This is a genomic window from Kineococcus sp. NBC_00420 (genome assembly GCF_036021035.1).
GTDB lineage: Bacteria > Actinomycetota > Actinomycetes > Actinomycetales > Kineococcaceae > Kineococcus.
Window position 1 is genome coordinate 1,379,799 of the sequence record NZ_CP107930.1, and the last position, 12,983, is coordinate 1,392,781.

Genomic DNA, 12,983 nt, shown 5'->3' on the forward strand with positions numbered 1-12,983 from the left:
CGTGGCGTCCCGGCGGAGGACGACTGGAAACTCCCGGAGAACTGCGACCTGCCCGCGCTCAGGACGCGGAGGAGGCCGTGTCGCTCGACTGCGGTCGCGGCTGCTGGGGCTTGAGGATCCGGGCGGGCGGCGCGAACGCGGCGGCCCCGGCCGGGACGTCCATGCTCACGGTGGCGTTGGGCCCGATGGAGGCTCCGTCGCCGATGGTGATGGCCCCCAGCAGCACCGCGCCCGGACCGATGGAGACGTCGCGCCCGATGTGCGGCACGGCCTCGCGGCGGGTCTCGCCGTTGGTGAACCCCAGGGTGATCCCGGAACGCAACGTCGAGTCGTCGCCGATCACCGCGAACGCGGGGATCTGCACGGCCTGGTGGTGGCCGATGGCGACGCGGCGCCCGATGACGGCCTCGTCGGCGATCTCGGTCCCGTAGACGTTCTGGATGACGAGGCGGTTCACCAGGCGGTGCGCGACCTTGACCAGGCGGCGGACCGGGGCCGGCTGCGACAGCCCCCAGTGACCGACGCGGTGGACGACCAGCGCGTGCAGCCCGGGGTGCACCACCGAGCGGGAGTGCCGCTCGAAGTCCTCGCGCAGCAACGTCCACAACGGTGCCGTCGAGGCGGCTTCCCCCGACCCCACCCCGTGCCTGACCCCGCTCGTGCTCTCGTGCCCCACAACGCCCCCTCCGGCAACCCTCACGTCACGTCACTGTAGCGGGAGGAGCGCCCTCCCCGACACGGGCCGGACGCCGCGCGAGGTGGCGACCTGCGGTGGCGACGGCTCGCACGACTCCTCCACAGGCACTCGCCGACGGCTTGCGCCGCACGGGAAGCACCCCGACCCCGCCCACCGCCCGACGCGCCTCCCTCCCCTGCGCGCACCCTCTCGCAGACCGGCCGTCCGGGCCTCCCGAGATCACCCGGTTGCGCCGACCACGACACGCGGAGAGGGCCTGCGCTCCTGGGTGACCGCCCGCGTCGGAGCCGGCTGGCACAGTCCGGACCATGGACGTCTCCGCTCTGCTGCTCACCCTCGTCCTCGGCCTGCTGGCCGGGATCGTGGTGGGTGTGCTCCTCACCCGCTGGGTGCACCGCACCCGCACCGCACCCGAGACCACCGCGCTGAGCACCGAGCGGGACCTGCTGCGGGCCCGGGTCGCCGACCTCGAGGAACGCGTCAGCACCGGGCACGCCCTGACCAGCACCGTCACGCCCGTCACCGCGAGCCTGCAGCGCGTCGAGGCCCAGGTCGCGGCTCTCGAACGCGACCGCGTCGCGCAGTACGCCCGGCTCAGCGAGCAGCTGACCGCCGTCGCGGCCGGCACCGACGCCCTGCGCGACCAGACGGCGACGCTGGCCGGCGCGCTGCGGGCCTCGAGCTCACGCGGTTCCTGGGGCGAGGTGCAGCTGCGCCGGGTCGTCGAGCACGCCGGGATGCTGGACCGCGTCGACTTCACCGAGCAGGCCACGCTGACGACCCGCAGCAGGCCACGCTGACGACCCGCAACGGTCGCACCGTCCGGCCCGACCTCGTCGTGAACCTCCCGGGCGGCAAGCACGTCGTCGTCGTCTGCTTCGTACCGGGCGAGGCCTTTCTCGCCGCGGCGTGCGAGGCCGACCCGACGCTGCTCGAGCACGCGATGTCGCGCCGGGTCGTCCTGGCGACCCCCACGACCCTGCTGGCCCTGCTGGCCCTGCTGGCCCTGCTGGCCCTGCTGGCCCTGCTGGCCCTGCTGGCCCTGCTGGCCCTGCTGGCCCTGCTGGCCCTGCTGGCCCTGCTGCGCACGGTGGCGCTCACCTGGCAGCAGGACGCCGTGGCGGGCAACGCACGCGAGCTGTTCGAGGTCGGCCGCGAGCTCTACGAACGGCTGGGGACCCTCGGTGGGCACACCGCGTCGCTGGGCCGGACGCTGCACCGAGCGGTGGAGGACTACAACCGCTTCGTGGGGACGCTGGAGCGGCGGGTCCTGGTCTCGGCCCGACGGATCCGCGACCTCGACCTGGCCGACGAGGACCTGGCGACGCCGCAGCCGCTGGAGGAGAGCGTCCGCCCCCTCACCGCGCCCGAGCTCCTCGAGGACGTCCCCGAGGAGGGTGTCGTGCGGATCAGACGGGAGTCACGGGCAGCGAACGGCGGGCCCCTGGGGTGAGGCCGCTCTTGAGGTCACGGCGCAGGTCCGAGGGCAGCGAGAACGTCAGGTCCTCCTGCGCGGTGGTGACCTCCTCGACCTGCCCGTAGCCGCGGGCGGCGAGCTGGGCGAGCACCTCGTCGACGAGGATCTCGGGGACGGAGGCGCCCGAGGTGACGCCGACGGTCGTGACGCCCTCGAACCACTCGTCCCGGATCTCGTGGGCGGTGTCGACGCGGTGGGCCGAGCGGGCTCCCGCGTCGAGGGCGACCTCGACGAGCCGCACGGAGTTGGAGGAGTTCGCCGAGCCCACGACGACGACGAGGTCGGCCTCGGGGGCGATCTTCTTGATGGCCACCTGGCGGTTGGAGGTGGCGTAGCAGATGTCGTCGCTGGGCGGGTCCTGCAGGTTCGGGAAGCGCTGGCGCAGCCGGCGGACGGTCTCCATCGTCTCGTCGACGCTCAACGTCGTCTGGGACAGCCAGACGAGGTTGTCGGGGTCCTTCACGACGATGGTGTCGGCGACGTCGGGGTTGTCCACGACGGTGATGTGGTCGGGGGCCTCGCCCGCGGTCCCCTCGACCTCCTCGTGACCGGTGTGACCGATGAGCAGGATCTCGGCGTCCTGCCGGGCGAAGCGGACGGCCTCCTTGTGGACCTTCGTGACCAGCGGGCACGTCGCGTCGATGGTCTGCAGCGAGCGGGCCTCGGCGGCCGCGCGCACGGCCGGGCTCACGCCGTGCGCGGAGAAGACGAGGTGCTCGCCCTCGGGCACGGCGTCGGTCTCGTCGACGAAGATCGCGCCGCGCTCCTGCAGCGTCCGCACGACGTGCTTGTTGTGCACGATCTCCTTGCGGACGTAGACCGGCGCCCCGTACAGGTCGAGGGCCTTCTCCACGGCGATGACGGCGCGGTCGACCCCTGCGCAGTACCCGCGGGGGGCCGCGAGCAGGACCCGCTTGCCCCCGTCCCAGGCCGCGCGTTCGCGGGCCGAGGCCAGCACCGGCGTGTCGTTGCAGTCGTCGGCGGGAGCCGGGGTCTCGAGCGGTGCGTGCGTCACCGGGCCATGGTAGGTCGGCACTCCGGCCCCGGCCCCACCGATCGGCCCCGGCCCCACCGCTCGGCCCCCACCGCGCGTGCAGGTGCTGGGTCGATCGGGTACCGGCGGCCCGTCCGCACGGCGCCGTCCGCCTACCCTGTGGCGGTGTCGCAGCCCCGCACCCTGGACCCGCCGACCCCGCAGCTGACCGCTCCCGTCCCTCGGGTCCTGTTCGTGGTCGACGCCCTGAGCAACAACGGCGCCGTCAGCATCACCATCGACCTGGCCCGCCGCTGGGCGGGCGCGGGCGCCCGGTTGCTGGTCCTGAGCAGCGCCGAGCAGACGGCGAGGATCCCGGCCGGCGCCCCGGTGGAGCAACTCGCGCCCGGTGCCCGCCTGCGCGCCGCCGTGGCCACCGGACTGCCGCGCCTGCTGCGCCGGGCCGCCGCCTCCGACGTCGTCGTCGGCGCCTCCGAGATCGGTCCCGGTCTGCTGCTGGGGTTCCTCGCGGCCCGGCTCACGCGCCGGCCCTTCGTCGTCGCCGTGCACGCCGACCTCGACGACGCGCTGCAGGAGTGGGTCTCCCCGCGGTTGCACCGGCTCTCCTACTGGGTGCACCGCCACGCCGACGGGGCGCTCGCCGTCGCCCCCGCCCTGGTGGACCCGTTGGTGCGCAACGGGCTGCCCGCGTCGAAGGTGCGGGTCATCCGCAACGGCATCGACGTCGCCGCCGTGCGCGCAGCCGCGAACGGGCCGGGGAGCCTGGTGAGCGGGCGGTCCGTGCCGGTGGTCGTGGCGACCGGGCGACTGGCCCCGCAGAAGGGCTACGACCTGTTGATCAGCGCGCACGCGCGCGTCGTGGACCGGCACCCGCACGAGGTGCTGGTACTCAACGACGGGCCGGAACTCGCTGCGCTGCAGCAGCTCGCCGACGAGCTGGGGGTCTCCGCCACCGTGCGCTTCGCGGGTTCGGAGGTCCCCCCGCTGCCCAGCGTCGCCGACGCCGACCTGTTCTGCCTGCCCTCGCGGCACGAGGGACTGCCGTTGGCCCTGCTCGAGGCGGTCGCGCTGGGCGTGCCGGTGATCGCGGCCGACTGCGCCGAAGGGGTCCGGGTCGCCCTCGACGACGGTCGGGTGGGGCGGCTGGTGCCGGTCGAGGACGTCGACGCCCTCGCGCAGGCGCTGGCCGACCACCTCGCCGACCAGGGCGCGCTGCGCACCCGCGCCGCGCTCGGGCCGGCCCACGCCGACGGTTTCGACCGTTCCGTGATGGCCGACGGCTGGGCCCGCGCGCTGGGCGAGTTCCTCGACCCGCGCTGCTGACCCGTGCCGCTGACCCTCAGGCGAAGAAGCTCCTGACCCCCTCGACGACGCGGTCGAGGACGCCGTCCTCCATGTAGGGGTGCAGCGGGAGGGTGAGCACCTGCTGCGCGGCGAGCTCCGTGACGCTCAGGTCTCCCCGCCGGCAGTCCTCGTAGAACGAGTACTGGTGCGCGCCGTAGTAGTGGATGCCGCTGGCGATCCCGCGCTCGGCGAGGTGCTCGACGAGGGCCGCCCGCCGGGAGGGGTCCCGGACCCGGACGACGTAGATGTAGGGCGCCACGCCCTCCCAGTCGGTGTCGAAGAGCTGCACGCCCTCGACGTCGCGCAGCGCGGCGTCGTAGTAGCGGCAGTAGTCCTGCCGGTTCTTCACGAACTCGTCGACCATGGCGAGCTGCGCCAGCCCGATCGCCGAGGGCACCGAACCGAGGTGGCAGCGGTAGCCCTGCCGGACGACGTCGAAGTCCCAGTTGCGCTGGTTCTTGTAGCGCGCGTCGGTGTCGGAGTTGATGCCGAGGTGACGCAGCTCGTGCAGGGTCTGCACGTCCTCGGGGTTCGGGGTGACGACGGCGCCGCCCTCGAGGGTGGTGATGGTCTTCACCGGCCCGAAGCTGAAGCAGACGAGGTCGCCGAAGGACCCCACGGGACGACCGTCGCTGGAGGACCCGAAGGCGTGCGCGGCGTCCTCGATGATGCGCAGGCCGTGCTCGCGGGCGATCTCGAGGAGTTCGTCGACCCGCGCGGGCAGCCCGGTGTAGTCGACGACCACGATCGCCTTGGTCCGCTCGGTGATGAGTTCGCGGACCCGGGCGGGGTCGAGGGTGAGGAAGTCCGGCTCGACGTCGCAGAAGACGATCTCCGCGCCCCTGCGGCTGATCGCCTGGTGACCGGCCACGTAGGTGAACGCGGGTGCGATGACCTCGTCGCCCGGGCCGAGCCCGATGAGGCGTGCCGCGATGTGCAGGGCCTCGGTGCAGGAGTTGGTCGACACCACCCGACGGTCGGTCAGCCCGAGCCTGGCCTCGATGGCCTCCTCGAACTGCTTGCTCAGCTTGCCCATCCCCAGCCAGCCGACCTCGAGCGCGTCGCGCGCCGCGTCCTGGACCTCCTGACCCAGGTACGGCTTGTAGACCGGAACCTTCTCGTCGATCCCCACCGTGCGTTCCACTGCGGTGCCCCCACCCTCTGCTTCCCCGAACTCCCCCGGAGCGTCCCCCGCCAACTACCCAGAGTGACGCAAAGTCGCTGCACCGGAACGGAATCCGCCGGCACAGCGACACTCATGGTGACACGCGTCGCCGCGCGAGGAGTTCGCTCGGGAAACTTTCCCGGCGACGGATCTCTCCCCGCACGGCAGGGTCTTCGCCGGGACGGAGCAGCCACCGGACGGTCCGTGTCCAACGCAGCACGCCGAGTGCTCACGATCCGCCCGAGGGGGGTGGGAGAGGATGGGGAGGTGCCCGCCGCCGACCCCGCCCCGCGCCGCCGACCCACCACCGCCGGCGAGACGACGGCGGAGAACCCGTGGCCCGTCCGCCTCCTCGCCGCGAAGATGGACGCCTACATCGCCAAGATGCCCTGGACCTGGGTCGAGGGGCAGGTCGTCCAGGTCAGCGACCGCCCCGGTTCCTCCGTCGTCTTCGTGACCCTGCGCGACGCCGACACCGACATGTCGCTGCCGGTCACCATCGCCCGGCGCGTCATGGGCCGCCTGCGCGACGCCCTCCCCGACGGACTGAGCCACGGCACCCGGGTCGTCGTGCACGCCCGGCCGGAGTTCTTCGCCAAGCGCGGCAGCCTCAGCCTCGCGGCCGACGACGTCCGCCCCGTCGGGGTCGGCGAACTGCTCGCCCGCCTCGAGCACCTCAAACGGGTCCTGCGCAGCGAGGGGCTCTTCGACGCCGCCCGCAAGCGCGACCTCCCCTTCCTCCCGCACACCGTGGGACTCGTCTGCGGCCGCGCGAGCGCCGCCGAGCGCGACGTCGTGGAGAACGCCCGGCAGCGCTGGCCCTCGGTCCGGTTCGAGGTCCGGGAGGTGGCCGTGCAGGGCCCGAACGCGGTGCCCGAGGTCGTCGACGCGCTGGCCGAGCTCGACGCGATGGTCGAGGTCGAGGTCATCGTCATCGCCCGCGGCGGCGGTTCCGTCGAGGACCTGCTGCCCTTCAGCAACGAGACCCTGGTCCGGGCGGTGGCCAAGGCCCGCACCCCGGTCGTCTCCGCCATCGGGCACGAGGTCGACGCGCCGCTGCTGGACCTGGTCGCCGACGTCCGCGCCTCGACGCCCACCGACGCCGCCCGCCGGGTCGTGCCGGACGTGACCGAGGAACTCGCCCAGCTGGACGGCCTGCGCCACCGGACCCGACGGGCCATCGCCGCCCGGGTCGAGCGCGAGCAGCACACCCTCACCGCGCTGCGCAGCCGTCCCGTGCTGGCCTCGCCGCACGTCCTGGTGGACCAGCGCGCCGCGGAGGTCGCCGCCCAGCGGGACCGGGCCCGACGCGCTCTGGAGAACCGGCTGGAGCGCGCCCACGTCGACGTGGAGCACCTGCGGACCAGCGTCTCGGCCCTCTCGCCCCGCTCGACGCTGCTGCGCGGCTACGCCGTCGTGCAACGCCCCGACGGCGAACTCGTGCGCACCCCCGAGGACGCCCCCGAGGGGACGCGACTGCGGATCCGGCTGCCGGACGGGGAGGTCGGCGCCACCGCTGGGTAGCCTCGCCCGGTGCCAGCAGCGAGCGAACCCAGCGAACTCACCTACGAGCAGGCCCGCGACGAGCTCGTCGACGTCGTGCGCCGGCTGGAGACGGGAGGCACCGGGCTCGAGGAGGCGCTGGCGCTCTGGGAGCGCGGCGAGGCGCTGGCCGACCGGTGCCAGCAGTGGCTGGACGGGGCCCGCGCGCGCCTGGACGCCGCCCGCGCCGAACCCTCCGGGAGCGACCCGGCGGGCGCGCAGGACTGAGCCTCAGGCCTTGGCGCCCCAGGGCGTCCCGGCCTTCGTCCAGCCGTCCAGGGTGGCCGTGACGAGCTCGGTGATCGGGGCGTAGCCGCCCTCGCCGGTGACGAGCACGGTCACGCCGTCCTGCGTGCGGACCAGGCTGTACCGCTTGCGGTCCGGCTGCAGGTAACCGTCCCAGGGCTGACCCTGCACGGTCCGGGTCCCGTCGGCGGTGCCGCCCTGGGTCTGGGCCTTCAGCCAGGTCTTCGTGGTGTCCTCGGCGACCTCGAGGGCCAGGTACTGCCCCTCGTCGCTGCGGTAGCCGACGTGCCAGGTCACGACGCCGTCGGTGGAGCGGTTGACGTTGGCCGAGGTGGCCGTCCACCCCGCAGGACCGTCCGGGACGGCCGGGGCGAACGGCAGTGCCGCGGCGTTGCCCTCGGCGGCGTTGGCGACGTCGACGGCGGGCTGCTCGATCTGGTTGGGACGGGGCAGGAGCCAGACGACGACGGCCACCAGCGCGAGGATCACGGCCATCGAGAGGACCATCGACTGCACGTTCCCGCCCGAGCGCGGCGGACGCGGCACACCGCGCGGGTCCTCCCCGGAGTCGGCGGAGGTACCTGCGTCGGGCGAACCGGTCGTGCTCACCCCTCCATGGTGACGGATAGCATCGGCACCCGACGACGCGCACCGGCAGGCCGGCGGCCCAGAGGGGGCTGCGGGCGCCGGTGTTCCAGGAGGTCTCCCTTGTCGCAGAACACCTCACCCCTGCTCCCCCCGGCGCTGGCCGTCGGCACCGAGGCTCCCGACCGCAACCTCGCCATGGAACTCGTCCGCGTCACCGAGGCCGCGGCGATGGCCGGCGGCCGCTGGGTCGGGCGCGGGGACAAGAACAAGGCCGACGGCGCCGCCGTCAACGCCATGCGCACCCTCATCGGAACCGTGAGCATGAACGGCACCGTCGTGATCGGCGAGGGCGAGAAGGACAACGCCCCCATGCTCTTCAACGGCGAACGCGTCGGCGACGGCACGGGCGCCGAGTGCGACGTCGCCGTCGACCCCATCGACGGCACGACCCTGACCGCCCGCGGCATGCCGAACGCGGTGGCCGTCCTCGCCGTCGCCGAACGCGGCACGATGTACGACCCGAGCGCCGTCTTCTACATGGACAAGCTCGTCGCCGGGCCCGAGGCCGCCGACGTCGTCGACATCCGGCTGCCGGTGAAGGAGAACATCCGCCGCCTGGCCAAGGCCAAGAAGCGTTCCGCGGAGGACATCACCGTCTGCATCCTCGACCGCCCCCGCCACGCGAAGCTGGCCGAGGAGGTCCGCGACGCGGGGGCCCGCATCAAGTTCATCTCCGATGGCGACGTCGCCGGCGCCGTGATGGCGGCCCGCGAGGGCACCGGGGTCGACCTGCTGCTGGGCATCGGCGGCACCCCCGAGGGGATCATCACCGCCTGCGCCATCCACTGCACCGGCGGCACCATCCAGGGCAAGCTGTGGCCGCGCGACGACGACGAGAAGCAGAAGGCCCTCGACGCCGGGCACGACCTCGACGCCGTGCTCGACACCCAGGCCCTGGTGAACAGCGACAACGTCTACTTCGTCGTCACCGGCATCACCGACGGCGAGCTCGTCGACGGTGTCCGCTACCTCGGCGACACCATCACGACCTCCAGCATCGTGATGCGCTCCAAGTCCGGCACGATCCGCAAGGTCGACAGCGAGCACAAGCTCTCCAAGCTGCGCGCGTACTCCGCGGTCGACTTCACCGGACCGCGCTGATGGGGGGCCCCTCCACCATCGTCGTCGGAGAGGCCCTGGTCGACGTCGTGCACGCCGCCGGGTCCTCGGCCACCGCCGAGCACCCGGGCGGTTCGCCGCTGAACGTCGCCTACGGTCTGGGCCGGCTCGGGCACGACGTGACGCTGCTCACCCGGTTCGGCGACGACGCCCACGGCGAGCTCCTCCGCGACCACCTGGAACAGGCTGCGGTGCAGCTGTTCCCGGGCACGGTGGACGACGACCCGACCTCTGTGGCGCGCGCCGAGATCGACGCCGAGGGCAAGGCGAGCTACGAGTTCGACCTGGTCTGGCACGTCCCCGAAGTGACCGTCCCCGACGACGTCGCCCTGGTGCACACCGGGTCCATCGGCGCCGCGGTCTCCCCCGGCGCGGAGACGGTCCTGGAGCTGCTGCGCAGGGTCCGGGGCCGGGCGACGACGAGCTACGACCCGAACGTGCGGTCGTCGTTCTTCGACTCCCGCGAGCAGGCCCTGGCCCTCGTGGAACGGTTCGTCGACGCCGCCGACGTCGTGAAGGCCTCCGACGAGGACCTCGCGTGGCTGCTGCCCGGTGAGGACCCGGAGGTGGTCGCCCACCGCTGGCAGACCCGCGGCCCCGCCCTGGTCGTGGTGACCCGTGGGGGTGCCGGGGCGATCGCCGTCTCCGGTGCGGGCACGCTGCACGTCCCGGCCCCGAAGGTCGACGTCGTCGACACGGTCGGGGCGGGGGACGCGTTCATGTCCGGGCTGCTGCACGCCCTGGCCGAGCACGACCTGCTCGGCGCCCAGGGGTTGCCGCGGCTGCGCCACCTCGGGCTGGGGACGCTGGAGGCCCTGGTGGCCACGGCGATCCGCTCGGCGTCGATCACCTGCTCGCGCGCCGGGGCGAACCCGCCGACCCGGGCGGAGCTCGCGGGCTGATCAGCCGCGACGGCGCCAGACCGTGCGCAGCGTCTCCCTCGGGTTGGGGAGGCTCGGGCGGGGAAGGCTCGGGCGGCGAAGGGTCAGGCTGGGGAGCTTCGGGCTGGGGAACTTCGGCGAGGGCAGCTCCGCCCGCCGCCGGGCGAGGTCGCCGCGCAGGCGTTCGGCGGCCCCACTGACGGCGTCGAAGCCCCGGCCGAGCCGTTCGTTGCGGCGCAGCTCGTCGCGGTAGGTGCGGCGCAGCAGGCTGATCCGGTCCACCAGCCCGGGGAGGAGTTCTCGCGTGGCGGGGGCGAGCAGCAACCGGACGGTGTGCCGGGTCGTCGGTTCCAGGCGACGCTTGTAGGCCTCGTCCCCGCGCAGCAGGTCCAGTTCCCGGTACCCGCTGAGCAGGGCCCGACGCCGGATGCGCAGCAGCAGCAGCGAGCCGGGGCCGGTGGCGGCGTAGCGGGCCCGGTAGGACTGGACGTAGCCGTGCAGGGCCTTCGGGCCGGCCAGGCAGAACGCGTAGGCGACGAGCTCGCCGTCCAGGCGCAACCCGGAGAGCTGCACGACCCCGGCGGGGGTGGTGCGCAGGACCTCGGTCAGCGTGCGCCCCGACGCCCCGCGCCAGGGCCGCCGCCGGTACGCGGCCCGGGGGTGGGCGTCGTCGACCTCGGCCAGTTCCGCGACGAGCTCGTCGAGGCGGTCGGCGGCGGCGTCCGGGTCGCGGTCGCGCAGCTCGGAGAGGCCGTCGAGGAGGTCGTCGACGACGACGAGGTCCCCGAGTTCGGCGAGGCGACGCCACTGCCGCCGTTCCTCGTGCCGGGCGTGACGCCCCAGCGCGGCATCGTGCTCGGCCACGGTCTCCGGCAGTTCCAGCGCGTGCACCGTCGCCTGGGGCAGGGTGCGGACGGCGTAGCCGCGGCGGTAGGCCCACTCGGTGAGGAGTTCGGGCAGCTCCCCCTCGGCGGGAACCTGTTCGAGGTCGAGCACGGCGCCGGGGGCCTCGCGCACCGCCCCGTCGACGACGGCCGCCAGCAGGCGCCCGGTGGGGATGCCGGCGTCCGGGTCGGCCAGGACGGCGGCGTAGTCGCTGGCGCCGGAGCCCAGGAAGGTGAGCAGCGGCCGGGGTCCCCCGAGGAGGGCGAAGGCGCCGAAGGCCAGCAGCCGCCCGTCGCGGCGCACGCTGACGAGCAGCGGTTCGCCCACGCCGAGGTGGGTGTGGACGGCGCGCAACCAGTCCGGGCCGGTGAAGGGGGGTTGTCCCGCGCGGGTGGCCAGCACGCGCCACTCCGGGACGGGGGCCCCTTCGAGCCCGCGGCGGACGGTGACCGAGAGGCCCTCGGCGGGGTCCTGCACGAGGGCGAGGCCGTCGGTGCGCCGGCGCTCCTCCGTGGGCAGGGCGAGTGCGTCCGTCACCCTCACCGGCCTCCGTCGTGCGACCGCCCTCCCCTGTGGAGGACTCGTGCGCACGATATCCGGGCGAGGCGGGCGCGTCCGGCAGCCCCGGGCTGCGCCACGCCACTATCGACGCAGCGTGATTCGCAATCACTCAACGCCACCCACCCGTGATCTTGCTGGGCCCCCAGCAAGATCACGGGCGGGGCTCAGGCGTGGGCGGGGGTCTTCTGCGCGTTCTTCTGGGCGCGTTCCAGGGAACGCCTGCGCAGGGCCTCGGACTGCTCGCCGATCTTCTTGGCCTTCGCCTCGTCGCGCGTCAGGTTGGCGCCGCTGGAGGGGTCGAAGACGTGCATCCGCTGCGGGTCGAACCACAGCTCCGCGGTGTCGCCGTCGCGCACGCTGCTCATGGCGTCGAGGGTGACGACGAGCTGGCTGCGCATGCTCTCCCCGTCGAGCTCGCGGTCGAGCTCGGCGAGCTGCTGCTTCGTCTCGTCGGCCGCCTCGAAGGGCACGTAGGCGTAGAGCTCGTTGCCCAGCCACTCGGTGACGTCGACCTGCGCCTGGAAGGTCATCGCCCCCGCCGGGGCGTCGGTCACGTCGGCGTCGTCGAAGTGCTCCGGGCGCACTCCGACGATGAGCAGCTTGCCGTCGTGCTCCGCCCCCACCGCGGCCGGCTTCGGGACGTCGCAGAAGGGGAGCTTCAGCACGTCCCCCTCCACCCGCGCCGGCAGGAAGTTCATCGGCGGCGAGCCGATGAACCCGGCGACGAAGAGGTTGACGGGCTGTTCGTAGAGCTCCCGCGGGCTCGCGACCTGTTGCAGGATCCCCTTGCGCAGGACGGCCACGCGGTCACCGAGGGTCATGGCCTCGGTCTGGTCGTGGGTGACGTAGACCGTGGTCGTGGCCAGCGAACGCTGCATGCGGGCGATCTCGGTGCGCATCTGACCGCGCAGCTTCGCGTCCAGGTTCGAGAGGGGTTCGTCGAAGAGGAAGGCCTTCGCGTCGCGCACGATCGCGCGCCCCATCGCGACGCGCTGGCGCTGGCCACCGGAGAGGTTCGCCGGTTTGCGGTCGAGGTGCTCGTTCAGCTCCAGCATGTCCGAGGCCCGCTGGACACGTTCCTTGATCTCGCTCTCCGGGACCTTGGAGTGGTTCAGCCGCAGCGGGAAGGCGATGTTCTCCCCCACCGTGAGGTGCGGGTAGAGCGCGTAGTTCTGGAACACCATCGCCAGGTCACGGTCGCGCGGGGCCAGGTCGTTGACGCGCTTGCCGTCGATGAGCAGGTCCCCGGAGGTGATGTCCTCCAGCCCGACGATCATCCGCAGCAGCGTCGACTTCCCGCAGCCGGACGGTCCCACGAGGATGACGAACTCCCCGTCGGCGATGTCCAGGCTGATGTCGTTGACGGCCGGGAACCCGTCGCCGTACTGCTTGACGATGTTCTTCAGTTCGATGCGAGCCATCTG

At 73.4% G+C, this 12,983-nt stretch carries 13 protein-coding genes; 7 read left to right on the forward strand and 6 right to left on the reverse strand.

Annotated elements, in window-relative coordinates; genetic code table 11:
* Positions 1 to 58: 58 nt before the first annotated feature.
* Positions 59 to 700: a serine O-acetyltransferase gene (locus OG218_RS06695; protein ID WP_328292426.1), complete on the reverse strand. Its 642-nt coding sequence runs from the start codon at positions 698 to 700 to the stop codon at positions 59 to 61.
* Positions 701 to 1,005: 305 nt separating this feature from the next.
* On the opposite strand from OG218_RS06695, the gene rmuC (OG218_RS06700) reads away from it, so the two are divergent.
* Positions 1,006 to 1,497, forward strand: a complete 492-nt coding sequence (gene rmuC / locus OG218_RS06700; RefSeq protein WP_328292427.1) for a DNA recombination protein RmuC — start codon at positions 1,006 to 1,008, stop codon at positions 1,495 to 1,497.
* A gap of 38 nt (positions 1,498 to 1,535) precedes the next feature.
* On the forward strand, positions 1,536 to 2,150 hold the full coding sequence (gene rmuC / locus OG218_RS06705) for a DNA recombination protein RmuC (RefSeq protein ID WP_328292428.1): 615 nt from the start codon (positions 1,536 to 1,538) through the stop codon (positions 2,148 to 2,150).
* Here rmuC (OG218_RS06705) and OG218_RS06710 read toward each other — a convergent pair.
* Positions 2,107 to 3,132, reverse strand: coding sequence for a 4-hydroxy-3-methylbut-2-enyl diphosphate reductase (locus tag OG218_RS06710; protein WP_442906467.1), 1,026 nt, complete (start codon positions 3,130 to 3,132; stop codon positions 2,107 to 2,109). The two genes, rmuC (OG218_RS06705) and OG218_RS06710, sit on opposite strands and share 44 nt — an antisense overlap.
* Before the next feature lie 201 nt (positions 3,133 to 3,333).
* On the opposite strand from OG218_RS06710, the gene OG218_RS06715 reads away from it, so the two are divergent.
* Entirely contained in the window at positions 3,334 to 4,491 is a 1,158-nt protein-coding gene (locus tag OG218_RS06715; RefSeq protein ID WP_328292430.1) for a glycosyltransferase, read from the forward strand.
* A gap of 16 nt (positions 4,492 to 4,507) precedes the next feature.
* Here OG218_RS06715 and OG218_RS06720 read toward each other — a convergent pair whose 3' ends face one another.
* Complete coding sequence (locus OG218_RS06720; RefSeq protein ID WP_328292431.1) at positions 4,508 to 5,656, reverse strand: DegT/DnrJ/EryC1/StrS family aminotransferase; 1,149 nt, start codon at positions 5,654 to 5,656, stop codon at positions 4,508 to 4,510.
* Positions 5,657 to 5,944: 288 nt separating this feature from the next.
* Between OG218_RS06720 and xseA the strand changes: the two genes are divergently transcribed.
* Both xseA and OG218_RS06730 read left to right on the forward strand, forming a co-directional pair.
* Positions 5,945 to 7,201, forward strand: a complete 1,257-nt coding sequence (gene xseA / locus OG218_RS06725; RefSeq protein WP_328292432.1) for an exodeoxyribonuclease VII large subunit — start codon at positions 5,945 to 5,947, stop codon at positions 7,199 to 7,201.
* 9 nt (positions 7,202 to 7,210) lie between these two features.
* On the forward strand, positions 7,211 to 7,447 hold the full coding sequence (locus OG218_RS06730) for an exodeoxyribonuclease VII small subunit (protein ID WP_328292433.1): 237 nt from the start codon (positions 7,211 to 7,213) through the stop codon (positions 7,445 to 7,447).
* A 3-nt stretch (positions 7,448 to 7,450) separates the two neighbouring features.
* Here the strand turns inward: OG218_RS06730 and OG218_RS06735 are convergent, their stop codons facing one another.
* Entirely contained in the window at positions 7,451 to 8,074 is a 624-nt protein-coding gene (locus tag OG218_RS06735; protein WP_328292434.1) for a DUF4245 domain-containing protein, read from the reverse strand.
* Positions 8,075 to 8,248: 174 nt separating this feature from the next.
* On the opposite strand from OG218_RS06735, the gene glpX reads away from it, so the two are divergent.
* Positions 8,249 to 9,214, forward strand: coding sequence for a class II fructose-bisphosphatase (glpX, locus tag OG218_RS06740; protein WP_380162431.1), 966 nt, complete (start codon positions 8,249 to 8,251; stop codon positions 9,212 to 9,214).
* Entirely contained in the window at positions 9,214 to 10,134 is a 921-nt protein-coding gene (locus OG218_RS06745; protein WP_328292436.1) for a carbohydrate kinase family protein, read from the forward strand. The genes glpX and OG218_RS06745 overlap by 1 nt, the downstream gene beginning before the upstream one ends.
* On the opposite strand, the gene OG218_RS06750 is transcribed toward OG218_RS06745, so the two are convergent.
* Both OG218_RS06750 and OG218_RS06755 read right to left on the reverse strand, forming a co-directional pair.
* Positions 10,135 to 11,535, reverse strand: a complete 1,401-nt coding sequence (locus OG218_RS06750) for a GNAT family N-acetyltransferase (RefSeq protein ID WP_328292437.1) — start codon at positions 11,533 to 11,535, stop codon at positions 10,135 to 10,137.
* A 188-nt stretch (positions 11,536 to 11,723) separates the two neighbouring features.
* Positions 11,724 to 12,980, reverse strand: a complete 1,257-nt coding sequence (locus OG218_RS06755) for an ABC transporter ATP-binding protein (protein WP_328292438.1) — start codon at positions 12,978 to 12,980, stop codon at positions 11,724 to 11,726.
* Positions 12,981 to 12,983 lie beyond the last annotated feature (3 nt).

Excerpts from the sequence above, each read along its gene's own strand:
- glpX (WP_380162431.1), top strand. The coding sequence starts at position 8,249 with ATGGAACTCGTCCGCGTCACCGAGGCCGCGGCGATGGCCGGCGGCCGC.
- OG218_RS06755 (WP_328292438.1), bottom strand. The coding sequence starts at position 12,980 with ATGGCTCGCATCGAACTGAAGAACATCGTCAAGCAGTACGGCGACGGG.
- OG218_RS06745 (WP_328292436.1), top strand. The coding sequence starts at position 9,214 with ATGGGGGGCCCCTCCACCATCGTCGTCGGAGAGGCCCTGGTCGACGTC.
- rmuC (WP_328292427.1), top strand. The coding sequence starts at position 1,006 with ATGGACGTCTCCGCTCTGCTGCTCACCCTCGTCCTCGGCCTGCTGGCC.